32 protein-coding genes are annotated in these 22,176 nt (G+C 70.8%); 15 read left to right on the plus strand and 17 right to left on the minus strand.

Annotation, left to right across the window (positions count from 1 at the left end; all coding sequences use genetic code 11):
• A partial coding sequence (locus WYO_RS20600; RefSeq protein ID WP_244424241.1) for a hypothetical protein occupies positions 1–1,742 on the minus strand: 1,742 nt, incomplete at its 3' end.
• 213 nt (positions 1,743–1,955) lie between these two features.
• On the opposite strand from WYO_RS20600, the gene WYO_RS20605 reads away from it, so the two are divergent.
• The 4 genes from WYO_RS20605 to WYO_RS20620 all read left to right on the plus strand — a co-directional run bounded on the left by WYO_RS20605 (position 1,956) and on the right by WYO_RS20620 (position 5,714).
• Complete coding sequence (locus WYO_RS20605) at positions 1,956–3,992, plus strand: molybdopterin oxidoreductase family protein (protein ID WP_007566076.1); 2,037 nt, start codon at positions 1,956–1,958, stop codon at positions 3,990–3,992.
• A gap of 67 nt (positions 3,993–4,059) precedes the next feature.
• Positions 4,060–4,914 (plus strand): hypothetical protein, encoded by an 855-nt coding sequence (locus WYO_RS30500; protein WP_007566078.1) that lies wholly within the window; start codon positions 4,060–4,062, stop codon positions 4,912–4,914.
• Between the two features lie 107 nt (positions 4,915–5,021).
• Entirely contained in the window at positions 5,022–5,264 is a 243-nt protein-coding gene (locus WYO_RS20615; RefSeq protein WP_244424243.1) for a hypothetical protein, read from the plus strand.
• A gap of 123 nt (positions 5,265–5,387) precedes the next feature.
• The gene (locus WYO_RS20620) at positions 5,388–5,714 is read left to right on the plus strand and encodes a hypothetical protein (RefSeq protein ID WP_007566083.1); all 327 of its coding nucleotides are present in this window, start codon (positions 5,388–5,390) and stop codon (positions 5,712–5,714) included.
• Positions 5,715–5,754: 40 nt separating this feature from the next.
• On the opposite strand, the gene WYO_RS20625 is transcribed toward WYO_RS20620, so the two are convergent.
• The gene (locus WYO_RS20625; RefSeq protein ID WP_007566086.1) at positions 5,755–5,982 is read right to left on the minus strand and encodes a hypothetical protein; all 228 of its coding nucleotides are present in this window, start codon (positions 5,980–5,982) and stop codon (positions 5,755–5,757) included.
• Positions 5,983–6,443: 461 nt separating this feature from the next.
• Between WYO_RS20625 and WYO_RS20630 the strand changes: the two genes are divergently transcribed.
• A complete protein-coding gene (locus WYO_RS20630; RefSeq protein WP_007566088.1) occupies positions 6,444–6,698 on the plus strand; it encodes a hypothetical protein in 255 nt (84 codons plus the stop codon).
• Between the two features lie 44 nt (positions 6,699–6,742).
• Here the strand turns inward: WYO_RS20630 and WYO_RS20635 are convergent, their stop codons facing one another.
• From WYO_RS20635 to WYO_RS20645, 3 genes are all read right to left on the minus strand, one after another.
• Complete coding sequence (locus WYO_RS20635; RefSeq protein WP_007566090.1) at positions 6,743–6,985, minus strand: hypothetical protein; 243 nt, start codon at positions 6,983–6,985, stop codon at positions 6,743–6,745.
• Positions 6,986–7,087: 102 nt separating this feature from the next.
• Positions 7,088–7,576 carry a phasin gene (locus WYO_RS20640; protein WP_007566092.1) on the minus strand — a complete coding sequence of 163 codons (489 nt, stop codon included), beginning with the start codon at positions 7,574–7,576 and terminating at the stop codon, positions 7,088–7,090.
• 102 nt (positions 7,577–7,678) lie between these two features.
• Positions 7,679–7,879, minus strand: coding sequence for a hypothetical protein (locus WYO_RS20645; RefSeq protein ID WP_007566094.1), 201 nt, complete (start codon positions 7,877–7,879; stop codon positions 7,679–7,681).
• 122 nt (positions 7,880–8,001) lie between these two features.
• Between WYO_RS20645 and WYO_RS20650 the strand changes: the two genes are divergently transcribed.
• Positions 8,002–8,196 carry a hypothetical protein gene (locus tag WYO_RS20650; protein WP_007566096.1) on the plus strand — a complete coding sequence of 65 codons (195 nt, stop codon included), beginning with the start codon at positions 8,002–8,004 and terminating at the stop codon, positions 8,194–8,196.
• Positions 8,197–8,280: 84 nt separating this feature from the next.
• On the opposite strand, the gene WYO_RS20655 is transcribed toward WYO_RS20650, so the two are convergent.
• From WYO_RS20655 to WYO_RS20665, 3 genes are all read right to left on the minus strand, one after another.
• Positions 8,281–8,586: a hypothetical protein gene (locus tag WYO_RS20655; protein ID WP_007566098.1), complete on the minus strand. Its 306-nt coding sequence runs from the start codon at positions 8,584–8,586 to the stop codon at positions 8,281–8,283.
• A 78-nt stretch (positions 8,587–8,664) separates the two neighbouring features.
• Complete coding sequence (locus tag WYO_RS20660; RefSeq protein WP_007566100.1) at positions 8,665–8,913, minus strand: hypothetical protein; 249 nt, start codon at positions 8,911–8,913, stop codon at positions 8,665–8,667.
• A gap of 5 nt (positions 8,914–8,918) precedes the next feature.
• On the minus strand, positions 8,919–9,101 hold the full coding sequence (locus WYO_RS20665; protein WP_007566102.1) for a hypothetical protein: 183 nt from the start codon (positions 9,099–9,101) through the stop codon (positions 8,919–8,921).
• 163 nt (positions 9,102–9,264) lie between these two features.
• Here WYO_RS20665 and WYO_RS20670 point away from each other — a divergent pair, with 163 nt between their 5' ends.
• On the plus strand, positions 9,265–9,654 hold the full coding sequence (locus WYO_RS20670; protein WP_230365981.1) for a heme utilization protein: 390 nt from the start codon (positions 9,265–9,267) through the stop codon (positions 9,652–9,654).
• Positions 9,655–9,669: 15 nt separating this feature from the next.
• Here WYO_RS20670 and WYO_RS20675 read toward each other — a convergent pair whose 3' ends face one another.
• The 5 genes from WYO_RS20675 to WYO_RS20695 form a co-directional block, all read right to left on the minus strand.
• Entirely contained in the window at positions 9,670–9,969 is a 300-nt protein-coding gene (locus WYO_RS20675; protein WP_007566106.1) for a PilZ domain-containing protein, read from the minus strand.
• A gap of 105 nt (positions 9,970–10,074) precedes the next feature.
• Complete coding sequence (locus tag WYO_RS20680; RefSeq protein ID WP_007566108.1) at positions 10,075–10,257, minus strand: hypothetical protein; 183 nt, start codon at positions 10,255–10,257, stop codon at positions 10,075–10,077.
• A 257-nt stretch (positions 10,258–10,514) separates the two neighbouring features.
• Positions 10,515–10,877 carry a hypothetical protein gene (locus WYO_RS20685; RefSeq protein ID WP_007566110.1) on the minus strand — a complete coding sequence of 121 codons (363 nt, stop codon included), beginning with the start codon at positions 10,875–10,877 and terminating at the stop codon, positions 10,515–10,517.
• A 208-nt stretch (positions 10,878–11,085) separates the two neighbouring features.
• Positions 11,086–11,364, minus strand: a complete 279-nt coding sequence (locus WYO_RS20690; protein WP_007566112.1) for a hypothetical protein — start codon at positions 11,362–11,364, stop codon at positions 11,086–11,088.
• 276 nt (positions 11,365–11,640) lie between these two features.
• Entirely contained in the window at positions 11,641–12,108 is a 468-nt protein-coding gene (locus WYO_RS20695) for a MucR family transcriptional regulator (RefSeq protein WP_007566115.1), read from the minus strand.
• Positions 12,109–12,798: 690 nt separating this feature from the next.
• On the opposite strand from WYO_RS20695, the gene WYO_RS20700 reads away from it, so the two are divergent.
• The 5 genes from WYO_RS20700 (at position 12,799) to WYO_RS20720 (ending at position 14,474) form a co-directional block, all read left to right on the plus strand.
• A complete protein-coding gene (locus WYO_RS20700) occupies positions 12,799–13,005 on the plus strand; it encodes a hypothetical protein (RefSeq protein ID WP_007566117.1) in 207 nt (68 codons plus the stop codon).
• Between the two features lie 34 nt (positions 13,006–13,039).
• Entirely contained in the window at positions 13,040–13,225 is a 186-nt protein-coding gene (locus WYO_RS20705; RefSeq protein WP_007566119.1) for a hypothetical protein, read from the plus strand.
• A 140-nt stretch (positions 13,226–13,365) separates the two neighbouring features.
• Positions 13,366–13,620, plus strand: a complete 255-nt coding sequence (locus tag WYO_RS20710) for a hypothetical protein (RefSeq protein ID WP_007566121.1) — start codon at positions 13,366–13,368, stop codon at positions 13,618–13,620.
• A 111-nt stretch (positions 13,621–13,731) separates the two neighbouring features.
• A complete protein-coding gene (locus WYO_RS20715) occupies positions 13,732–13,965 on the plus strand; it encodes a hypothetical protein (protein WP_007566123.1) in 234 nt (77 codons plus the stop codon).
• Between the two features lie 80 nt (positions 13,966–14,045).
• Positions 14,046–14,474 carry a hypothetical protein gene (locus WYO_RS20720; protein WP_007566125.1) on the plus strand — a complete coding sequence of 143 codons (429 nt, stop codon included), beginning with the start codon at positions 14,046–14,048 and terminating at the stop codon, positions 14,472–14,474.
• Between the two features lie 16 nt (positions 14,475–14,490).
• Here the strand turns inward: WYO_RS20720 and WYO_RS20725 are convergent, their stop codons facing one another.
• From WYO_RS20725 to WYO_RS20735, 3 genes are all read right to left on the minus strand, one after another.
• Positions 14,491–15,495 (minus strand): diguanylate cyclase, encoded by a 1,005-nt coding sequence (locus WYO_RS20725; protein WP_007566127.1) that lies wholly within the window; start codon positions 15,493–15,495, stop codon positions 14,491–14,493.
• Positions 15,496–15,799: 304 nt separating this feature from the next.
• Positions 15,800–17,827 carry a threonine--tRNA ligase gene (thrS, locus tag WYO_RS20730; protein WP_007566129.1) on the minus strand — a complete coding sequence of 676 codons (2,028 nt, stop codon included), beginning with the start codon at positions 17,825–17,827 and terminating at the stop codon, positions 15,800–15,802.
• 597 nt (positions 17,828–18,424) lie between these two features.
• Positions 18,425–19,804: an RsmB/NOP family class I SAM-dependent RNA methyltransferase gene (locus tag WYO_RS20735; protein WP_007566131.1), complete on the minus strand. Its 1,380-nt coding sequence runs from the start codon at positions 19,802–19,804 to the stop codon at positions 18,425–18,427.
• Positions 19,805–19,860: 56 nt separating this feature from the next.
• On the opposite strand from WYO_RS20735, the gene WYO_RS20740 reads away from it, so the two are divergent.
• On the plus strand, positions 19,861–20,082 hold the full coding sequence (locus WYO_RS20740; protein WP_007566133.1) for a DUF1674 domain-containing protein: 222 nt from the start codon (positions 19,861–19,863) through the stop codon (positions 20,080–20,082).
• Between the two features lie 14 nt (positions 20,083–20,096).
• Here the strand turns inward: WYO_RS20740 and WYO_RS20745 are convergent, their stop codons facing one another.
• On the minus strand, positions 20,097–21,107 hold the full coding sequence (locus WYO_RS20745) for a 2-keto-3-deoxygluconate permease (RefSeq protein ID WP_007566135.1): 1,011 nt from the start codon (positions 21,105–21,107) through the stop codon (positions 20,097–20,099).
• A 211-nt stretch (positions 21,108–21,318) separates the two neighbouring features.
• Here WYO_RS20745 and WYO_RS20750 point away from each other — a divergent pair, with 211 nt between their 5' ends.
• Both WYO_RS20750 and WYO_RS29090 read left to right on the plus strand, forming a co-directional pair.
• Positions 21,319–21,627 (plus strand): cupin domain-containing protein, encoded by a 309-nt coding sequence (locus WYO_RS20750; RefSeq protein WP_007566137.1) that lies wholly within the window; start codon positions 21,319–21,321, stop codon positions 21,625–21,627.
• A gap of 145 nt (positions 21,628–21,772) precedes the next feature.
• On the plus strand, positions 21,773–22,060 hold the full coding sequence (locus WYO_RS29090; RefSeq protein ID WP_007566139.1) for a nucleotidyltransferase domain-containing protein: 288 nt from the start codon (positions 21,773–21,775) through the stop codon (positions 22,058–22,060).
• Positions 22,061–22,176 lie beyond the last annotated feature (116 nt).

Raw genomic sequence — 22,176 nt, forward strand, 5'->3', positions numbered from 1 at the left:
TGGGGATCGGGCTTGGGGTTGGGCTTCGGGGCCGAGCCGGTGGCGGCGGGCGCCTCGTGCGGGGCGGCCATCGCGGTCGGCGGGGTCTCGGCGGGTGCGGCGCCCTCCCCCGGGGCCGGCTTCGGCTTGGCCGGATCGGCGGGGGCCGAGACCGCGATGCGCAGGGTCGGGCAGGCCTTGGCGAGGGCCGCCAGGGCATCGAGAACGGGGTAGAAGGACGGCGCCAGCGTCGCGCTGCCGGCCGGGAAGCGCAGGGACGCCCGGTCCAGCGTCGCGGCGGCCTCGGCCCGGCAGGCGGCCGGGTCGCGGGTCTCGGCGGGCTGGCGCGCGGAAACCGCGGCCTGCCCGGTCCAGCCCGGGGGAAGCGCCTCGGCCAGCCTGTCCGGCAGCCGGGCGGCGGCCTCGCGGTAGAGGCTCTCGCCGGTGAGCGTCAGCGCCCGGTCGGACACCGCGACCTCTCCGATGGCGAGGTTCACCACCAGGGGGGCGGCCGCGGCCAGCGCCGTGCCGAGATCCGGCGGGGCGCCGTCGGCCAGCCGGGTGCGGTCCACCACCGGCTCGCGGAACAGGCGCGGCCGTAAGGCAGCGAGCACCCGCTCCCGGGTCGCGTCGTCGGGCAGGTGGCCGGTCAGCGTCACCGCCTCCGGGGTCCGGCGGATCGCCACCCGGTAGGGCGAGAGCGGCCGGGCCGCCAGCGCCACCCGCCCGGCCTTCACCCCGGCGGGCCGGGCCTCGCGCATCAGCGCAGCAGCGTCGGGAATCGCCTGGGCGTCGATGGCGTCGCCGGTGACCGCGATGGTGTCCTCCGCGAAGGTGACGGTGCCGGTCTGGATCAGCTCGGCCAGCTTGAACGCGAAGCCGATCAGGGCCTTCGGGTCGATCGCCGGGTCGAGCCCCCGTGCGGTGAGCAGCCGGTCCTGCACGGTGCCGCCGGGCACCGCCTCCGCGGCGGCGCGCAGGGCCGCCTCCCGGTCCACGGCGGAGGGCGCGAAGCCGTCGAGCACGATCCCCCGGGCCGATTTCTCCACCGCGAACCGGAACTGCGCCACCGCGGGCGGCACGATCTCGATCCGCCCGATGCTGAACCCCGCGGGCGGGTTCGCCAGGGCGGACCGCAACGCCTCGTAGGCCGGCACGTCCAGGGCCTCGCCGGACAGGTTGAGCACGGTGTCGCTCACCGCCGCCCGGCCGCCCTTGGCGAGCCCTGACAGCCGGGCGGCCAGGAACGCCGCCGCGCTGGCGAAGTCCGGGGGCGCGCCCCGCGCTGCCCGGGCGGTGTCGTCGAGATAGGTCCCGGGCGCCAGCGCCCCGGTGATCCGCGCCTCCAAAGCCCGCCGTCCGATCTCCACCGGTCGGCTGCCCTCCAGCTCCACCCGGGCGGTCCCGGTGCGGATCGCCGCCCATTGGAACGGCGTGGCCGTCTCGACCAGCCCGACCTCCGAGACGATCCGCCGGGGCCCCTCCAGGGCGGCGAGCTTCGCCAGCACGGTCTCGCGCTCGCCGACATCGGGCGCCTCGCCCTCCGCTGCCAGGTCGCGCCCCCGTGCCTCCAGCCGCAGCCAGGGCTCGCCGGTGGTGGTGGCGGTGCCGGCGGCAACGCGCGCGCCGGCAGCCTCGAGGGTCTCGGCGATCTGCGGGGCGGCGTAGAGGGTCGCGCTCGCCCAGATCAGCGCGAGCGCCGGCAGCCCGGCGAGCCAGCCGGCGCTGCGCAAGCCTTGAGCGAACACATCTGGCAAGGGCACAATCGTTGGTTAAAGCGGATCCGGACCGCGAGACCATACCGTCAATCCGGCAGGATGAAGGCCAATTCTTCGGCGGGACGGGGCCGAATTCTTCGCCGGAACGCCGATCCGGTCGCCGAAAAAGCCGCTGCCTTCGCGGGATCCGCCTCAAAAATGCACGGCGCTTGCATCATCCCCGCAACCACCGCGAGACTACGCCACGGAGTTCGTCGCTTGGCCCGGACCGTCTGCCCGCATGATTGCCCCTCCGCCTGCAGCCTCGACGTGCAGGTGGCGGACGGCCGCGTTGTCTCGGTGAAAGGCGGCGACAACCCCTACACCGCCGGGGTGATCTGCGCGAAGGTCAGCCGCTACGGTGAGCGGGTCCACCATCCGGATCGGATTCTGCAGCCGCTGGAACGGGTTGGCCCCAAGGGCAGCGGCCAGTGGCGCCCGATCGCGTGGGACGCCGCCCTTGACCGCCTGGCCGGCGCGTTCACGGAGGCCGCCGAAAACCACGGTCCGGAGGCGGTCTGGCCGTACAATTCCGGCGGCACGATGGGGCTCGTCCAGCGCGACAGCATCCACCGGTTGACCCATGTGATGGGGTATTCCCGGCGCAAGCGAACCATCTGCACATCGATCGCCATCGCCGGCTGGAGCGCCGGTGTCGGCCGCGTCGCCGGCCCGGACCCGCGGGAAATGGCGCTCTCCGATCTGATCGTGGTCTGGGGCGGCAACCCGGTGAGCACCCAGGTCAACGCGATGAGCCACATCAGCCGGGCCCGCAAGACGCGGGGCGCCAAGCTGGTGGTGATCGATCCCTATCGCACCGGCACCGCGGCGGCGGCCGACCTCCACCTCGCGCCGCGGCCCGGCACCGACGGCGCCCTGGCCTGCGCGGTGCTCCACGTGCTGTTCCGCGATGGCTACGCGGACCGGACCTATCTCGCGGCCCATGCCGAGGACACGGCGGCCCTGGAGGCCCATCTCGCGACCCGAACCCCGGACTGGGCGGCGGCGATCACCGGCCTCACGGTCGCCGAGATCGAGGCCTTCGCGGCGCTCTACGGCGCGACGCCGCGCAGCTACATTCGCTGCGGCTTCGGCTTCACCCGGACGCGCAACGGCGCGGTCAACCTCCACGCGGTGACCTGCCTGCCGACGGTGACCGGCGCCTGGCAGCACGAGGGCGGCGGCGCCCTCTGGCAGAACGCCGCGATCTTCAACTGGGACAAGACCCTGACCGAGGGTCTAGACGTCAAGGCCCCGGGGGTGCGCGAGCTCGACATGAGCCGGATCGGCGCGATCCTGGCCGACGATCCTGACGCCCTGCAGGGCGGGCCGCCGGTGCGGGCCATGCTGATCCAGTCGGCCAACCCGGCGGCCTCCGCCCCGGACAGCAACCGCGTGCGCGCCGGCCTGATGCGGCCCGACGTGTTCGTGGCCGTGCACGAGCAGTTCCTGACCGAGACGGCGGCGCTCGCCGACCTCGTGTTGCCGGCCACGACCTTCCTGGAGCACGACGACATCTACGGGGCCGGCGGCCACAGCCACATCCAGTCCGGGCCGGCGCTGCTGGAGCCGCCGGGGGAATGCCGCTCCAACCACGACGTGATCGCCGCCCTCGCCGGCCGGCTCGGGGCCGCCCATGCGGGCTTCGCCTTGAGCGCCCGGGGCCTCGCCGACGCGACCCTGGCCCGATCCGGCTGGGGCGGCCTCGACCGGCTGGAGCAGGAGCGCTGGATCGACGCGCAGCCGAGCTTCGCCGAGAGCCACTTCCTCACCGGCTTTGGCCATCCGGACGGGCGCTTCCGGTTCAGTCCGGACTGGTCGGCACTGGGGCCGCGGGCCGCCGGCATGCCGGCCCTGCCCGACCATTGGGCGGTGTCCGAGCCCGGCGATGCCGAGCGTCCGTTCCGGATGGTGGCGCCGCCGGCCCGCCAGTTCCTCAACACCACCTTCACCAACAGCCCGGAATCGATCCGGCGCGAGGGCCGCCCGACCTGCCTGCTCCATCCGGCGGACGGCGCCCGCCTCGGGATCGCCACCGGCGACGCGGTGGAGATCGGCAACACCCGCGGCCGGGTCCGGCTGCATGCCCGCCTCGCCGAGGGGCAGCCGCTCGGGATCGTCGTCGTGGAGAGCCTGTGGCCGTCCGCCGCCTTCTCGGGCGGGCGCGGCATCAACGCGCTGATCGGCGACACCCCGGCCGCCCCCAACGACGGCGCCACCTTCCACGACACCGCGGTGTGGGTTCGGGCGGCCTGAACCGCCGGAACCCGCCAGAGGCGCCAGGGTTGGCCACGGACACACCGTCTCGTGGAAGCCGTCAGCCATGCGCGCCCTCCTCACCGCCGCCATGCTGCTCCCGTTCGCCACGTCGGCCTGGGCGCAGAACCTGTCCGCCACCGCGACCGCACCCTCGGCGGCCTCGCTGGAGCCGGTCACGGCGATTGCCAATCCGGGGCAGCTCAGCCTCGGCGGCGGATCGACCACAGGCCCGTTCCCGAGGCTCTCGGCGCAGGGCGGCGGCCTGGCGAATGCCGGACAGCTCAGCTTCGGCGGTGGCGGCTCCGGGGGCGGCAGCATCGCGCCGCCGACCAGCGCGAGCACCAGCACGCGTCAGCTCGGCCTCACGGGGTCCGGAACGACCGGTGGCGCCGGCATCACCGGTACGACGTCCCGGTCGGGCGGGACCGCGAGCACGATCGGGGCGACCGGGGCGCGCAGCGGCTTCAACACCGCCTCGCGTTCGGCCTCCGGGTCGATCTCGGGCAATGCCGTCTCGTCTTTCGGTCTGGGCGGGATCGGCGGGGGGGCGGCCATCGCCACCGGTCTGAACACGAACGGCAATGCGGCCGCGTCGGTGGCGTCGTCCGGGACGGGCGGCTTCGGCTTCGCCAGCGGCGCCGGGATCGGTGCCAGCGCGACGGGCCTCAACGTCGATCCGGCTGCGACCGCGACGGCCACCGCCGGCGCGGGCGGAGCTGCTGGCGGCGGCGCCGGCATCGCCGGCAGCGCGAGCGCGGCGATTGGCCGGGATCTCGACGCGGTCGACGCCGCCGGGGTGGCCCGCGGTGGCGGCGGGGCGGTCGGAGGCGCCGGGATCGCGGCCGGTTCCGGGCAGGTCGATACGGCCTGCAACGGGCCCCTGGCGGTGGCCTGTCTCGGCGGGGCGAACACCTTCTGACGGCCCTGCCGAAGCGGGCGGAACCGGGTTGGAGCGGTGCCGTTCCTTGTGTTCCGGCACCTCGGCCGGAGCAGGAGGCGACGATGCAGAGAGCCATGAGACCCGTCATGCTGGGCCGCGTTTCGCTCGCGGCTGTTCTGTTCGTGGGGCTGTCGAGCGCGGCTCTGGCGCGCGATGCGGGCGCACCGGCGCAGGGCGCCAAGGGCCGCGCGGGGAGCCTTCACGGCATCGGGTTCAACGCGCCGAAATTCGGCGCCGATATCCGGACCGGCAAGGACCAGCCCTATACCTGGCCGGTGAGCGACCGCTATCACCCGGTATCGAAGCCGTTCTACGGCCGGGCCTACTAGAGCGCTTGCCGCCGAAGTCGGTACTGGTCCGACGGAAGCGGGCACGTCACTTTGAAAGCCCACCCGGCCGGCGCGAGACGGCGCGCCGGCTGCCATCGAGCGGAGAGCCGCGGAGAGAGCGTCATGCCGGTGCGGTGTCGGCCGATCGTCTTAGCCCTGGTCTGCATGCCCCTGCAGGCTCAGGCGGGCGAGTTCGCTCACGTCCCGTCGGCTCAGGGGATGGTGATGCCCCTCCCCGATCCCGGCATGGCGAACAGCGCGCCCAGTCCGGCTCAGGAGCCCGAAGCGGCCCCGCCCGCGCCGCCGCCTCCGGTCGTCGATCCGGCCGGCGGTCGGCGTCGGTATCAGGCGCTCGGCAGCGGCTTCCCGTCGACCGATGGCCGGCTGCCGAACCAGCGGACCGGTCCCCGCCGGGAGCATGTGGTGCACGACATCTGCATCGGGTGCTGAGCGGGCCGCCCCGAAGCGGCGGGCAGGTCGGACCTTCCGATCACTGCAGCGCGTGGGATTCGGTGTTCGCCCGGATCCAGCGCGGCGACAGCACGTCACCCGCCTCGGTGATGATCCAGGGCTGCGCGTCGTCGGCGGCGATCGCCTCGGCTGCGGCGGCGAGCGCCTCCCGCAGCGTCGCGAACGGACGTCCCTGGGCGGATCGACCGAGCGAGCGGCTCGGCCACACGGTCAACTCGGCACGCTTGTCGAGGTCGGCGGGCGTCATGGTCGCGCTCCGGGCATTTGAAGATTGGATTCCGTCTAACCCACCTATGTGACGTGGGGCTGGCGATCGTGTTGCTGATTCGTGTCAGCGGGCTCGCGCGGTCGATCCGGGGGCGTCGGCCGCTTCGGCGAGGCGCCAGCCGCCCTTGCGATCTCATAGAGGCGGCTACGGACCTTCGGCGCAGTCGTGAGGCCGGTTTTACCGCCGGGGTGGAAAATTAAATCTCGATGCAGCGCAATTTATATTTGAGAGTTCATCGGATGAAATTTAGTTCATTTGCTGGGAACGCATAGCGCAAATCCTGACGGGACTGTTTTTTCCCCTGCGCAGCACGCGCGAGAACTGCAAAACTTTGCCGACGTAGCGGTATGTTGCAATGCGCAATCAGCATGCCGCAGCGCACAAATCCGTGGTCTCATGCACTCAGCGATTGCATCCCGCGATCGAACCGGAGTCGCACCATGCGCACGATCCTCATCCTCGCGTCGGCGGCGCTCACCTCCGCCTCCATCTTCACCGGCCCCGCCGCCGCCGACGACAGCCTGCACCTGACTCCGCCGCTGTACCGGGAGCAGGCCCGCGCGACCACGCAGGCCCGCGCCGTCGGCGACCTGACGACCACACCCCAGCCGGTCTCGGCCGCCCGTCCCGGCAGCCGCCCGGTTGCGGCCCTTCCGCGCTCGATCGTCCAGGCATCCGCCGACACGACCCGCTGAAGCCGCTCGCGGCGCTACGTTCGGCCCCCTCTCTCGGGGCCGTTTCAGACGATGTGCAATTCTTGGGCGGCGACGCTCGGGGAGACGCCGCGCTGGATCAGGCGGCGGGTCCGGGCCTGGTGCCCGAGTTCGCTGCTCACCGCAGCGCCCGTCGCGCGATAGCCCTCGAGGTACAGGTCCAGCCAGGCGTATTGCACCGCGACTGCGAGAAGGGCGGCATTCTCCGCCTGGCGGATGCTCAGCCGGATGGTCTCGTCCATCAGACGGCCCACCTCGCCGTACATCATCGGCAACTCCACATCCTAGATGGGCCGGCGGCACCAGGACACGTCGCCGGCCCAGGACCGGAGGCACCGGCTCCGAAGAACCCGCGCCTCAGGTCCGCGCGCTCAGTGCGACGCCTGATCGGCGGCGTGCTGCGTCTCCTGACCCATCTGCTGGGCCGCGTCCTGGCCCTGTTTTACCGCCTTGCGGGTCTCCTCGACACCCTGCTGCATCGCGGCCTTGGCGCGCTCGGCACCCTGCTGGAACGCGCCCTGGGTGAGGCCGCCGAGATCCTTGGCCTGCGCCTGCATGGCGGCGAAGCGCTCGCGCACGTATTCGGCCTGAAGCTGCATCGCCTCCGGGAAGGACTTGGCCGCGGCGAGCTTCTGCGCCAAGTCGAACGCCGCGCGGACGTTCTGCTCGGCATAGTCCAGGCTGCGCGCGTAGATGTCCTGCGCATTGGTCCGGGCCACGTCCGTCGAGCCCTGGAGGGTATCGGTCGCGCGGCGGGCGGAGCCGATGAAGGTTCCGAACGCCTTGCGGGCCTGCTCGACGCTGGTTTCGGCCAGATCGCGCATCTGCGGCGGGACCTCGAAGCTGGGAATATTCGCCATGACTGGTCTCCTTCGGCCGCACGTCTGGCCGCGGCCATCGCCGTTGTGCACTGCACAAGCGAGAAGGTCCAGGGATCGACGGGTGACGGGAACCCGTCTCTGTCAGATCTCGGTCTCGCGCCGGATGATCGCATCCTCATCGCTGCCCTTTTGCGACAGACCGACCTCCGGCTCGTCCTCTCCGGTCGGCAGTGGCTTGGTAGAGGGGCTCGACGCGATGTCCGCCAGTCCGGCCTCCGAAGCCCGATCGATCGGAGCAAGGGGCGGTTCCGGAACAGTCCTGGGCTCGCGCGGCTCTGTCATTCGAGGCCTCCCTGTCCCAGAGCAACGCGGCGCCGGCCCCGCGGGTCCCGGGGGCTCAGTATCGGTAGAGCGCGATCGCCTGCGCCGCGCTATATGCGGGCGTGAAAGCTAAGGAGAGCGTCGTGTTCACCGTTAAGGGGATCGATCCGTCCGGCCGCGTCATGACCTTCGCGTGCGGGACCGACGAGCAGGCCATGGAGAAGACCTGGGAGCTCGCCCGCCGCGGGTTCCGGGAGATCATGGTGGCCGATCCCAAGGGCAAGGAGATGTCCGCGGCCGCGTTCGAGCGGTCGCTGGACATCGATTGGGGCGAGTGAGCCGCAGCCGGGTTCGTCGCAGTCGACTGATGATTCGGCGCCCTCGCCCGCGCCGAATCGGTATTCGCGCCCGCAGCGTGCGCTTTAGCGGTTGCCGAGCGCCGGACCGCCCGCGGTGCCGCCGGTGCCGGGCGGCCCGCTCGTCGGGGTGCCGCCGATATTGACCCCCGGCGTCGTCCCCGGGACGGAGGAGTTGCTGGGGTTGGCCGTCGTGCCCGTGGTGATCTGGGCGTTCGGGCCGTTGCCCACGGTGCCGGCTCCGACGCCGCCCGTGGTGGGCGGTGCGGTCACGCCGGTATTGCCGGCACCGCCGGTGGTCACCTGCGCGGCGGCCGGGCCGGCCAGCAGGAGGGTCAGGGCGCCCGAGAGCGCCAGCGTCATGCGTGTCATGGATCCGTCCGTTGTCGGGTTTCGGACGCCAACGGATGCGAGCCGGCGAAGTTCACGGCGGCACGGCCGCGAACGAGCTCAGTGCAGTGCGTAGCAATTCGTGATGACGCGCGGGTTGCGCGTCACGTCGTACAGGATCGAGCACTGGACGAGGTATTTGGTGTCCTTCTTCCGAAACAGGATCAGGGAAGACCGATTGTCGAACGTGCCGGTATAGCCGGCGATCTCCCAGCCATCGGCGCTCAGCCGTTCGATGGTGAGCGGCTCGGCGGCGGAGGCCGCCGGGACCGCGCCCAGGGGGAGCGCGAAACCGAGGCTCCAGCGCATGGCCTTCACGGTCCCGGCACCGCGGCGATGTCCGGTGCGGGGTCGGGCTGCGGCGACCCGGAATCGTCCTCGGGAGGGGACGGGAGCCTCGGGGGCGGCATCTCGCCGGTGTTCGGCGGCGTCGGCAGGCCCTGGGGCAGATCGGGCACGGGCGCGTCGTCGGCGTTGGGCGATCGTTGATCCGGCATGGATGTTCCTCGCAGCGGCGCCGCAACCGGGATGGAGCGGGCCCGGCACGGAGTGAACACACGGTGCGGTCGAAGGTGACCCATCGGCCGCCGCAACCGTTCGACGGCTACGCGGTTCTGTCCCCACGTGGCCGATCCCGGCTACGCCAGCATGAGAGCCCCCGTGACCCGCTGCCTCGTTCCGTTCCTGACCGCCACCCTGATCGTGGGTGTCCTCTCGCCAGCCGCTGCGGTCACCCGGAAGGTGAAGGTGCCGAACCGCTACGACGGCGCCTGGACCATCGTGGCCACCACGTCCGAGGGGCCCTGCGCGGCGCAGACGAGCTATCAGGTCCAGATCAAGGACAGCGACGCCTCGATCCCCGGGGACGAGGTCGATATCGATGGCGGCGTGTCGTCGAGCGGCAGCGTGCAGGCCACGATCACCAGCGGCTCGAACACGGTTCCGATCGCCGGCAGCCTCGACACCCAGGGTGCTGGCAGCGGCACCTGGCGGACGACCGGCGGCGCGATCAGCTGCAGCGGCCGGTGGAGCGCGCGGCGCTCGAGCTGAGTCGCGGCGGGCGCGTCAGACCGAGGTGATGCCGCGCCGGATCCGCGATCGGGCCGACCGGTCGGCCTCCGGCTCGTTCGTCACCGCGCCGATCTCCTCCGCCTTACGCCAGACCGAGCGGCAGACCAGGATCTCGTTGCTCGCATCGAGGCTGAGGACAAACCTGTCCGGCACGATCTCGGCCTCCGGCAGGGCGACCCGAACGCCGCCCAGGGAGCGATCGTAGACGATGCAGGGCAGGCTGCGATGCTCGTCGATCGAGATGCTGCCGGTCTCGTTCAGGACCGTGCGCGGCGCATTCCGTCGATCAAGCATCGCCGTCTCGTGAACCTCGAAGCGCACAGCTTCGGCGCTGCGGGTTCAGATGACGTGTCGGAAACCCATCGGATTGTCCGCAATCCGGGCCTGCAGGCCGGCGCGCTATCCGGTGACCACCTCGACCAAGGTCGCGAGAAAGCCGAGCGCGACGGCGCCGATCCCGCTCATGAACATCACGTCCCAGCCCGCGAAGTCCTTCGACCGGGGGGCGCGGGTGAAGGCGAAGGCCGTGAGCGCAGCACCGCATACGACGAGCGCGACGGCGATGGTGATCGGTGTCGACATGGCGCAATCCTCCGACGCCGGTCTTCTAGCCCTTGGGGCTCTTGTCGGAACGATCACAGCCGGCGTGATCTGCTTTCACTCGTCCGCGCTCGAAACATGACAGACGTTCCCAGCGCGAACAAGGAGATAATCTGTTCTGCACTGCAGAACGGATGTTGAGGTCCGCGCCGATATCTCGTCTTCGGCGCAACTCTGTCTCGGGCCCGTCTCGGATATCTCGAACCGTGCGTTGCAACGGCCGGAGAGCATTGGGCGCCTCAGTCGACGAACACCCGGACGCCGTCGGTGTTGAGGATGTCCCGCTGGTCCGCGCACCATTGGTCCGCGCCGACCTCAGCGATCGTCCTGGCGACGCGCTGGCCTTCCTCGGCGATGGCGGCCTTCGCCTGACGACGGCCGATGGCGGAATCGAGCGCCCGTCGGACGGTCCGGGACAGGCCTTCGGAGACCGTGTCGTCCACGGTGTAGAGCTTGCGGCAATAGAGGACGATTCCGGCCTGGGCGCCGACGATCCGGACCAGCCCGTCGATCGTCTCGGTCCGCTTCGCGTCCTGCGCGGTCGCGGCTCCCGGAGCCAGGATCGAGGCGGCCAGCGCGGCGGCGAGCAGGGCGCGTCTCATGGGCGGGCGGATCCTCTGTGCTGGGGCCGGACCCGCGCCTGCCGGCACCGGTCCGCGACAGAGAGATAGGGCCGACAGCCCCGGATGCCGCCCCGGTCGAGGGCCTGGCGAAGCGACATCGGATCGCGGTTCGGCCGCTGCGCCGCGCGAGGCCCGTCGCGCCCGACCGTGGCCACGGCCCGCGGGGGCGATCTTAATCGGCGGCCGCTTACTTGCGGGCCGACATCATGTCGTGGGTGAGCACGGTCAGCTTGCCGATCAGGCTGGTGATGTCGGCGCCCTTGCACGACCATTGCGTGCCGATCGCCTCGCCATCCGTCGAAACCGAGACGACGGCCACCGAGCGCAGACGCCCCTCGCGGGCGAGGGCCAGTTGCTCCTGCAGCACCGCGATCACCGATGCGGTGTCCTCGTCGGCCACGGTCGGGGCGATATGCGCCGGGAAGGCCACGACGGAGTTCGGGTTCGTCTGCTCACGCTTCATCATGCTTCGATCCCGCACCTGTCACTCTCGGGAACCGGCGTGGGCATCTGCTTTGTGCAGAGTGTGGCAGCTTGTCCGTGTCACGCTACGTGCCGGACGTGTGTGGCCGCGCGGCAACGTTCGGGGGCGTCGGCAGGGCCGGGTTATCCACCGCGGCGGTTCATCGGCAGGGACGGCGGCACGCGGTCGACGAATGAGGGGCCGGATTGCGTGCGCGCCGGTCCAAGCGCGCGGCGGAACGACCTCGGCGGCGCCTGCCGCCGGAGGCGTTCAGGTGGTTCAAGCGGCCTTGCGGCCCTTGCGCTCGCGCTCGGCCATGGCACCGGGCTGACCCAACCCGATCGCCTTGGCGAGGGCGGAGCGCTGCTCGGCATAGCTCGGTGCGACCATCGGATAGTCGGCCGGCAGGCCGTAGCGCTCGCGGTAGCTCTGCGGGCTCAGACCGTTCGCGGTCAGGTGCCGCTTCAAGGTCTTGTAAGTCTTGCCGTCGATGAAGCTGACGATCCCGTCCTGCTGCACCGACTTGCGGATCTGGGCCGGGCTCGGCTTGTCGACCGTCTCGCGCGGCGCCGTACCGGCCGGAGCCGTGCCCGTACCGGAGGCGAGACCGGCGATCGCACCGTGCACGCGGGCGATCAGTGCCGGCAGCTCGGAGGCCGGAACGGGGTTGTTCGACACGTAAGCGGCGACGACGTCGCCGGCCAGCCCGATCAGATCTGGCGTGTGCACAATCGTTTCTTCTGTCACTTCATGGTTCCCAATGTGCCCCTCACGCGCGATTTGCTACCTCTCAGGGCCGAATGCAAGTTACAAAACCCTACAACGGGGTGCATCTCGGTCATGATCGCTGCGCATGCTCAAGCGCCGAGTCGGGAAATTCTGGCACAACCGCCAGGTGAACTGTCCTGATAGGCGGAGGTTTTGATAACCACTGCGCCAGTGTTTCCAGATCGTGGCCGCGGGCTCGCCGGTTTGTGGATCGAACCAGACGCCGGCACGGCGGGTGATTCGGCCCGTGCGCGGGCACGTACACGCGGCGACGATCTGGCTGAGCATCGCATAATTCGGCGCCGCATGCGCCGTTCTTCGACATTAAATAGTGTGTTCGTCCGGTTTAAGACAGATCTCGCTGATGGTGCGACAAATCTGTTCGGCGTTGTTCCAGTCCTCGACCGAGAGCCACGGCGGAGACCGGGCGGTCGTCGTCGAGCGTGCCGCGGAAAACCGAATCCTGATACGCCGTCGGAGGCTGCGATCGCGATCCGCAGCCCGATCAAGACTTTGATCCGTCAGCGGATCTCGATCCTGCCCGAACCCGCAACATGCGTAACCGGGTGACGGAGCTGTCCCCAAGTTCTCAACTTTCGAGCGAATAGCTTGGGCGGGTCGTGCCCCGCGCGCGGTGACGCGCGGGCGCGGCCGTGGCATTGCGCGCGGATGCTGCTGCTCGCTCTCCTTCTCGCCCTTCTGGTCGTCCTGGCCGTCATGATCATCACGCGGCGCTGGACCGGCCGGCTGGCCTCGCTCGCCACCTTGATCGCGGGGGCGATCATGGCGCTGTGGCTGGCCCAGGTCGGTCTGCTGCCGGGCTCCACCGGACCGCTGACGCCGGACCGGCCCCGTGTCCCGGGGCTCGACCGGTAACGCCCCGGTAACCGTCCCGGCGCGAGCATGGGCCATGCCCACGCTGTCAGCCCCGCGCCTGCTCACCTTCCTGGTCTCGGCCGTCCTCATCGGCCTGGCCATCGCGAGCCTCTACACCCGCATCCCCATGGTCGGACGGACCGTGGTGGCGCACCGGCAATGGTTCTTCATCGGCGCCTACGCGCTGCTGGCGCTCGGAGTCACGACGCGCAGCCTGTGACCGACGCGGCGCCGTGCAGCCGGCCCGCCTTCGAGATGCCGGCGGCCTTTGATCGCACGGCATCGGTTTCCGAATGCCGGCCACCACCTCTTGGGGCGATGCTCTATCGCAACCGTGCGGCGTGCTTCAAAGGTGGCGGTATGGCGATGAAGACGACATTCGTGGTGCAGCCGTTCGAGCTGCACCGGAAGCGGCTGCGGCCGGCTCGACAGGAGCCCGCCCAGAGCGAGTTCGGCGCCCTCAAGAAGGCCGAGGCCTTGGCCGGACGCATGCCGGGCGCGGCGGCCTTAAAGGTGGTCGCAGACGACGAGACCGGCGAGCTCGAGGGCGTGACGATCCTGGGCCAGTTCGGCGAGGTGCCGGAAGATTTCGCCGAGAGCCTCCAGGGCGGCTGAGGCGATCGGGCGCTCGCGCCCGGGTGCGACACAGGCGACGGCGGCTGGACACTACGTAGAAACAACGTAGCACGAAGCTGGCGAGCGAACGCGCGTCCAGAGCCACACTCCGTGCCCCGATACTTTATCGATCTCCATGACGGCACCAATCTGGTTCGTGATCAGACGGGTGTCGACCTGCCCGATCTCGCCGCCGCGCGGGATCAGGCGGTCCGCATGATGACCCGGATCGCGCAGGGGCTCTCGGATCCGCAGGTGCGCCAGGATTACGTGATCGCCGTCCGGGACGAGCAGGGAACCGTCCGCCTGCGGCTGCGCCTGTCCTACGATGTCGAGCCCGGTTGAAAGCCGGGGCGCCGGATCGCGACGGAAGCAATCCTGCGCGCGTTGGTGCCGTATCGGTTCGCTTACGATCAGGAGGCTGTATGGGACGCTCGAGGATCACGACCGGAGCGGCCCTGGCGGCCCTCGTCCTGCTGGTGTCCGCCGCCGGGCCGGCCGCGGCCCAGACGACGCCGCCACCGCAGGCCGGCTCGGCCGTGGCGACGCCCGACAACGGGATCCTGCTGACGGTCTTCCTGCGGCACGACCAGTCGCGGCCCCTGGCCGAGCTGAACGAGCAGCTCGCCAAGCAGGGCTTCTACAAGGCCTTCCCGCCGCCCGGCATCGAGGTCGTCTCGTGGAACGTCGTCATGGGGATCGGGCAGATCATCACCCTGCGGCTGCCCGCCACCCGGCTGCGCGAGATCAATCGCGTCCTAGAGGACACCGCCTGGGGCGCCTACCGGACCGAGTTCTACCCGACCTACGATTACAAGGCCGTGGGCCTCGCGGAGCACGACAAGGCCCGCTGAGCCGCATCGTCGGCGCTCACACCGCCCCTTCGGCAACCCGGACCGGGCCGGAGGCCAGCGCGTCGCTCCACAGGCAGGGATGGCCGAGCCGCTTGGCCCGGTACATCGCCGCGTCGGCCTGCTCGAGCAGCGCCTGCGCCTGGCAGGCGTGCTGCGGCGCGCGGGCAATGCCGATCGCGGCCCCGATCAGCACCGGCTGCCCGGCGCCGACATCGTAGGGTTCGGTGAGACGCGCGTGGAGACGCTGCGCCCGATCAAGCACGGTCGAGGCCGGAGCCTCGTCCAGGAGCAGGACGAACTCGTCGCCGCCGAGGCGTGCGGCGGTATCCCGGTCGCCGAGACCCTCCTGGAGCCGCCCGGCCATCTGCCGGAGCAGCGCGTCGCCGGCGGCGTGGCCGTAGAGGTCGTTGACCGGCTTGAACCCATCGAGGTCGATGCACAGCAGCGCGCAGCCCCGGCCGGCAGGCTCGGCCGTGGCCTGGTCGAGCCGCGCCTCGAACAGGTAGCGGTTGGGCAGGCCGGTCAGCGGGTCGTGATGGGCCCTGTGGCGCAGCAGCGACTCCGCTTTTCGGCGCTCGGTGACGTCCTCGTAGAGGGCGAGCCAGCCCCCGCCCGGTTGCGGCTGAAGCGCCAGGGCGATCTGGCGCCCGTCCGTGAGCGTCTGCAGCACGGTGCCGGGGTCGCGCCGGGCCAGGGCTCGGGACCGCTCCGCCCAGATCTGCGCCGGATCCCGCTCGGCCTTCAGGCCCTTGGCGGCGTTGAGCGCGATGAGCGTCCGGGCGTGCATGCCGGGACGGAGCTGCCCGGCGGGCTGGCCGAAGATGCGCCGGTAGCCGTCATTGGCGAAGAGCAGGCGGTCTCCGGCATCGAACAGGCAGAAGCCGTGCGGCAGGCTGTCCAGGGCTCGCATGATCCGGGTGCCGAGCCGCCGGTCCCAGCAGAGCCCGTAGGGACGGGGGATGACGATCGCCTCCCGCTCGCGCCGTGGCAGCCGCGCCGAAACCCTGTTCGCTCGCGCCATGATGGCGAACCCCCTTCAGGCGCCCGGCCGAGCCCAAGCCCCGCTCACGGCCGAACGCGCCGCCGAAGACTGCTCCTGGGCGGTCATAGAATGGGATTCCTTTCGCCAACCTTGACGAGATTATGTTTCGCTCAAGGAAGCTCGGTCATCGAGGCAGCCGCGCCCATCGCGGCACGAATTCCTTCCGGCCTCGGGGAAGTTCGCCCCAAAGAAAACCCCGCGGTTCGGCACCGCGGGGCTGGGGTCGTCTCTATCGGCGCGCCGCCTCCTCTCGGTGCGGCGGCGACCGTCGTCGTCTGTAGCCTTAAGGGGCGTCGTGGACGCCGTGATGCCCGTCGAGGACGGTGTCGCTGGTCGGGACCGTGTCGGCCACGGCTTCCGCCCGGCGGCGATCCGGGGCGGTGGCCTCGTCGACGAAGGCCGCCACCGCCTCCGTGAGCGGCAACGTCCGGGTCTGCTGGCTCCCGAGCCGACGGATCGAGACCGTGCGCTCCTCGGCCTCGCGGCGGCCCAGCGCCAGCAGCACCGGCACCTTGGCGAGGGAGTGCTCCCGGACCTTGTAGTTGATCTTCTCGTTGCGCAGATCGGCCTCGACCCGCAGGCCGGCCCGTTCCAGGGCGCGCACGACATCCCGGGCATAGGCATCGGCCTCGCCGGTGATCGTCGCCACCACCACCTGGACCGGCGACAGCCAGAGCGGGAAATGCCCGGCGAAATGCTCGATCAGGATGCCGGTGAACCGCTCCATCGAGCCGCATATCGCCCGGTGCACCATCACGGGCGGCTTCCGGGCGCCGTCGGCATCGATGTAGAAGGCGCCGAACCGCTCGGGCAGGTTGAAATCCACCTGGGTGGTGCCGCATTGCCAGTCGCGGCCGATGGCGTCGCGCAGGACGTACTCGAATTTAGGCCCGTAGAACGCGCCCTCCCCCGGATTGACCTCCGTGCGGATCCGGCCGGCCGACTGCGCCTCGATCTGCGTCAGCACCCGGGTCATCACATCCTCGGCGTGGTCCCAGAGCGCGTCCGAGCCGACGCGCTTCTCCGGCCGCGTCGAGAGCTTCACGACGATCTGGTCGAAGCCGAAATCCGCGTAGGTCGAGAGGATCAGGTCGTTGATCTTCAGGCACTCGTCCGCGAGCTGGTCCTCGGTGCAGAAGACGTGGGCGTCGTCCTGGGTGAAGCCGCGCACGCGCATCAGCCCGTGCATGGCGCCGGACGGCTCGTAGCGGTGGACCACGCCGAACTCGGCGAGCCGCAGGGGCAGGTCGCGGTAGGACTTCAGGCCGTGCTTGAAGATCTGCACGTGGCCCGGACAGTTCATCGGCTTGAGGGCGAACCAGCGCTTGTCCTCGGCCTCGTCGCCCGCCGATTGCGCGGCGAACATGTTCTCGCGGTACCAGCCCCAGTGGCCGGAGGTCTCCCACAGGGCCTTGTCGAGGATCTGCGGGGCGTTGACCTCGGCGTAGTCCCCCCGGAGCCGCCGGCGCATATAGGCGATCAGCTCCTGGAAGATCGTCCAGCCCTTGGCGTGCCAGAAGACGACGCCCGGCCCCTCCTCTTGGAAGTGGAACAGGTCCATCTCCCGGCCGAGCCGGCGGTGGTCCCGGCGCTCGGCCTCCTCGAGCCGGTGCAGGTAGCCGTCGAGATCGGCCTGGTTCGCCCAGGCCGTGCCGTAGATGCGGGTGAGCATCGGGTTGTTCGAATCACCGCGCCAATAGGCGCCCGCGACCTTCATGAGCTTGAAGGCGGTGCCGACCTTCCCGGTGGAGGTCATGTGCGGACCACGACACAGGTCGAACCATTCACCCTGCCGGTAGATCTTGAGATCCTCGCCGGGCGGGATCGCGTCGACCAGCTCGACCTTGAACTTCTCCTGCTTGCCCTCGAACAGCCCGCGCACGTCCTCGCGCGTCCAGACCTCCTTGGTGAAGGGCGCGTCGCGAGAAATGATCTCGCGCATCTTCGCCTCGATCTTCGGGAAGTCCTCCGGCGTGAACGGGGTCTCGCGATAGAAATCGTAGTAGAAGCCGTTCTCGATCACCGGGCCGATCGTCACCTGCGTCTCCGGCCACAGGCTCTGGACGGCCTCGGCGAGCACGTGCGCGCAATCGTGGCGGATCAGTTCCAGGCTGCGCGGGTCGGTCCGGTCCAGGAACTCGATGCGGGCATCCTGGGCGATCGGATCGTCGAGATCGGTGACGGTGCCGTCGAGCGCCATGGCCACGGTACGCTTGGCCAGCGACTTGGCGATGCCCTCGACCACGCTGCGGCCGGTGGTGCCGGCGGCGACCTCCCGCGTGTTGCCGTCGGGGAAGGTGAGAATCGGCATGGCTCAGGCTCTCCAGGCTCAGTCCTGCATACGCAGCAGGTAAGCGTTGTCAGGGTGCGTCTTCGGGGAGCGGCCGTGTAGACCGAATTTTTTTCCTTGGCGAGGGAATGGCGCGCAGTGCAGCCTCCCCTGTGGACGCCATCCTCCGGAGTTGTCCGGGGCGGGCCAAGCCGGCCCTCGGCCGAGACGGCTCCAAAGCCCCATTCAGCGGCGCGATCTTACAATCGGGCGCCGCATCGTCCTGGACGGGCCGGCGCGGGACCGTCTTCCCGTGTGATGACCCGTGCGGCATCGGTAAGCGGATCACGGCGGGCACGGACAAATCCGGAACCTTGTCCAGGTTGGGCGTGGGGGATTTGCGCGAACATCCGGATCCCGGCCCGCCGATACCGTGGCTGCGCTGCAAAGCTCGGGACCCCGAAAGCACCCACGTATCAAAATCTTGGACGCCTTTCGGCTTCGAAGTGCTTGCGGGCCTGCTGCACCCCGAACTGACACGGCGTTTTGTCCTGCGGCCGTGACAGCGCAGATCGGCGATCGGGCGCGGCAACGCCGGTTTCGGTAACGCCCCTCGACTTTCCAAATGGCCGGCCCGCCTCACCCCACGCGTTCGAGCCGGCTCGCGAAGAAGCCGTCCAGGCCGCCGCGGGCGCCCGGGACGTCCGGCAGGTGGCACGGCAGGGTGCGCAGGTCGCCGTTACCGTCGATCATCTCGGCCGCGCCGCCGACCTCCTCCGGCTGGACCGGCACACGCCGGTATCGGGCGTCGCGGGCCAGGAAGGCTGCGATCTGGGCCTCGCCCTCCTCGGGTTCCAGCGAGCAGGTGCAGTAGACGAGCCGTCCGCCCGGACGCACCAGCCCGGCCGCGTGGTCGAGGAGCTTGGCCTGGAGCGTCGCCAGCCGGGCGATGTCGGCCTCCGACTTGGTCCAGGCCACGTCCGGATGGCGCCGGATCGTGCCGGTGGCCGAGCACGGCGCGTCGAGCAGCACGGCGTCGTGGTCCTGCGCCTCCAGGGCCAGGGCATCGGCCACCGCGACGGTGACGTCGAGGCCGAGCCGGGCGACGTTCTCGCGCAGGCGCTCCAGCCGGGGCGCCGAGCGATCGACGGCCGTGACCTGTGCGCCGGTGGCGGCGAGCTGCATCGTCTTGCCGCCGGGGGCGGCGCAGAGGTCGAGGACGCGGGTGCCGGGCTGCGGGGCGAGCAACCGGGCCGGGATCGCCGCGGCGGCGTCCTGCACCCACCAGGCGCCCTCCTGGAATCCCGGCAGGTCGGGGATTGCCGGGCCGTTCTCCGGTAGCCGCAGGGAGCCGGTCGGCAGCCGCACCGCGCCGAGCGGCTCGACCCAGGCGGCGGCGTCCCCGCGCGGGGTCAGGTCGATCGCCGCGCCCGTGAGATGCGCCCGCGCGATGGCGGCAGCCCGCTCCGGCCCGTAGGCCGCGGCCCAGCGGCGGGCGAGCCAATCGGGCGTGTTGACGGCGAGCGCGTCGGCGGAATCCGCCAGGATCGCGTCGCGCTCCCGGGCGACCCGGCGCAGGACCGCGTTGACCAGTCCGGCGAGATGGGTGGTGCGATTGTCCCCCTTGGCGAGCCGCACGGCGCAATCGACGGCGGCATGATCGGGGACCGCGAGGTCGAGGATCTGAGCGGTGGCGGTGGCGAGCAGCGCCGTGAGCCGCGGCTTCTCGACCGGCAGGCCGCGCTCCAGCCGGGCCGCCAGGGCGGCGCGGATCAGCCCGTAGCGCCGGAAGGTCGCCACCGCGATGGCTCGGGCCAGGGCCGCGTCGGCCGGGCTCAGGGTCTCCGCCCGGATCGCCAACGCCAGCGTCTCCTCCAGGGCCGGGGGGCGCTCCTGGCCGATAATCTCGGCCACCGCCTGCAGGGCGGCCCGGCGCGCGCCGAGGCCCGCCGTGTCGGGCGCGCTCGTGCCCGTCGATGTCTCGCCCCGCGTGTTGCGACCTGTGTCCCGCGATGCCACTTCTACTCCTGACCCGATTGCCTTCAGACTCACGCCCTCACACCCGAGCGACCGCGATGCAAGACCCGAACGGACATGACGTGACCGAAGACGCGGCCACCCCGCGCACGCTCAGCCCCGCGGCGGAGCGCGCGCTGGCCGAGGCGGCCGAGCGCCGCGCCGCGATCGACGCCCGCGCGGCCGAGATCCGCGCGACCCCGGAGCGCCTGGGTCGCGGCGGCCTGGAGCCGGTCCGCTACCAGGATTGGGAAGTGAAGGGTCTCGCGGTCGATTTCTGAGGCCGCCAGCTGCCCTACTCGGCCGCGACGCCGCCATAGACCACCGGCGACGGTTCGGGCCGGGCCTCCGCGGCCCCCGCCCCGAACCGTCGGTACCAGAGCCCGGTCAGGATCGGCACGAGGATCGAGGTGACGATGATGCAGATCGTCACCAGCACGGTGGCGGTCTGCGCCACCGGAGCGAATTGCGGTGCCACGGCCGCGATCGCCAGCGGGTTGGCGGCGGCCGCGCCCGCCGTGGACGAGGCCGCGAGCCCCGCCGTCCCGGTGCCGCCGCCGATGGCCTTGTCGGCCAGGATCAGCGGGATGCCGGTGAGCACGATGACGGCCAGCGCCAGGACGATCCCGAGCCCGGCCAGCGGCGAGAGCAGGTTGTTGAGATCGACCGTGTTGCCGAGCGCGAAGGCGAAGAACGGGATCATCAGCTGGCTGCCCGGCGCGAAGAAGGCGCGCAGCTTCGGGTCGAGATTGCCCAGCAGGAAGCCGACGAGGAACGGCAGCACCGCGCCGATGAAGATCTGCGGCTCGAAATGCGCCGCTCCGGAGGCGCCGAGGATGATCATGCTCATCAGCGGCCCGGACTCGATCGAGGTCAGGATGAAGGCGCCGGCCTCCTCGCGGCTGCCGTAGGTCTGCATCAGCGAGGCGTAGAGGCCGCCATTGGTCATATCCATCGCGCACACGATCGCGAGGATCGACAGGCCCGCGAAGAACCCGGTCTGGATGCCCTCGGGCGGGATGAACAGCGACGCGACCAGCACGATCACCCAGGCGGAGAGCAGCTTGGTCACCACCAGGGTGCCGGATTTGCGCAGGACCGTGCCGGTGGCCTTCAGGCTGACCGACGCGCCCATGCAGAAGAACCAGACCGCCAGGATCGGGATCACGCCGGTCATGATGCCCTGCGTGAAGCCCTTGAAATAGGCCGGGGCACCCGGCGTGAACGTCTTGCACAGGGCGCCGAGCAGGAGTGGGACCAGCATCAGGCCGCCGGGAATCCTGTCGATCGCCGCCTTGATCTGCATGGCGCGTTCCCTCCGGTTGGTTCGCCGACGCGCCGGATCCCGGGTGTCGTGCCGGCCCACGCCTCTGTCGGGCGCCTGTTTGGACCGGTGCGACATCCTGTTGCGGCGAGCCGCAGGCCGTCAAGCGGCGGTCCGGGCTGTGGCCGCGACACCGGGCGCGGAACGTCGCGCGGCGGGCGCCGTTGGGCTCGTTCATCACCAGGAGGCTCAGATGGCGACGAAGGTATCGGCTCACGGCGCGGCCGCGGGACCGCATGGCGAGATCGCGCTCGCCCGCGGCGAGCGGCTCGGGATGCGGATGTGGCGGGCCGAGGAGCCGAACGCCGACAAGCCGATGACGTCCTCGCCGCACGAGACCGTGGGCTACGTCATCAGCGGCCGGGCCGAGCTGGCGGTCGGCGGCGAGACGGTCGCGCTTGCGGCGGGCGATTCCTACTGTGTGCCGGCCGGCGCGGAGCACACCTATCGGATTTTGGAGACCTTCACGGCCGTGGAGGCGACTGCGCCGCCGGCCAAGTAGGGCGCAGCGGCCGCCCGATCTGCGCGCGCCGCGGCTCGGGCGTCGGCGCGCGCCTGCGCATCGGTGCGGCATGTTGTACATCACGCGTCATGAGCCACGCCCTTGCCCGGGACAGGCTGTCGACGCCGCTCGCCGCGGCGAGCGCGTGATCCTGTTCGGAAGCCGGGCGCGCGGGGACCACGACGCGGATAGCGACTGGGATCTGTGCGTCCTGCTGAACGACGAAATCGCGCCGGGCCGCTATACGCCGGGCTTCCTGTGGGAGGCCGTGCGCGACCTCGGCGCGTCGATCCAGGTGTGCCGATGCGCAGGAGCGTATTCGAGGCCACCCGTCGCGACGTCAACGCGCTCGGCGCGACGCCTGCTGCTCGATCCGCCCGAACTTGAGGATGCCGCGTTCCACGTCCATCAGGCCGTCGGGAAGGCCACCTAAGCGGTCTTGTGGCGGAGGGCATTCGGTATCCGCGCGGCCGTGGGGCCGGCCCTGATCTCGACGCTCCGACCAGGCTGATACCGATCGCCAATTCGTTCCATGAACAGGCGAGGCAA

Origin of the sequence: Methylobacterium sp. GXF4 (assembly GCF_000272495.1) — a bacterium.
GTDB lineage: Bacteria > Pseudomonadota > Alphaproteobacteria > Rhizobiales > Beijerinckiaceae > Methylobacterium > Methylobacterium brachiatum.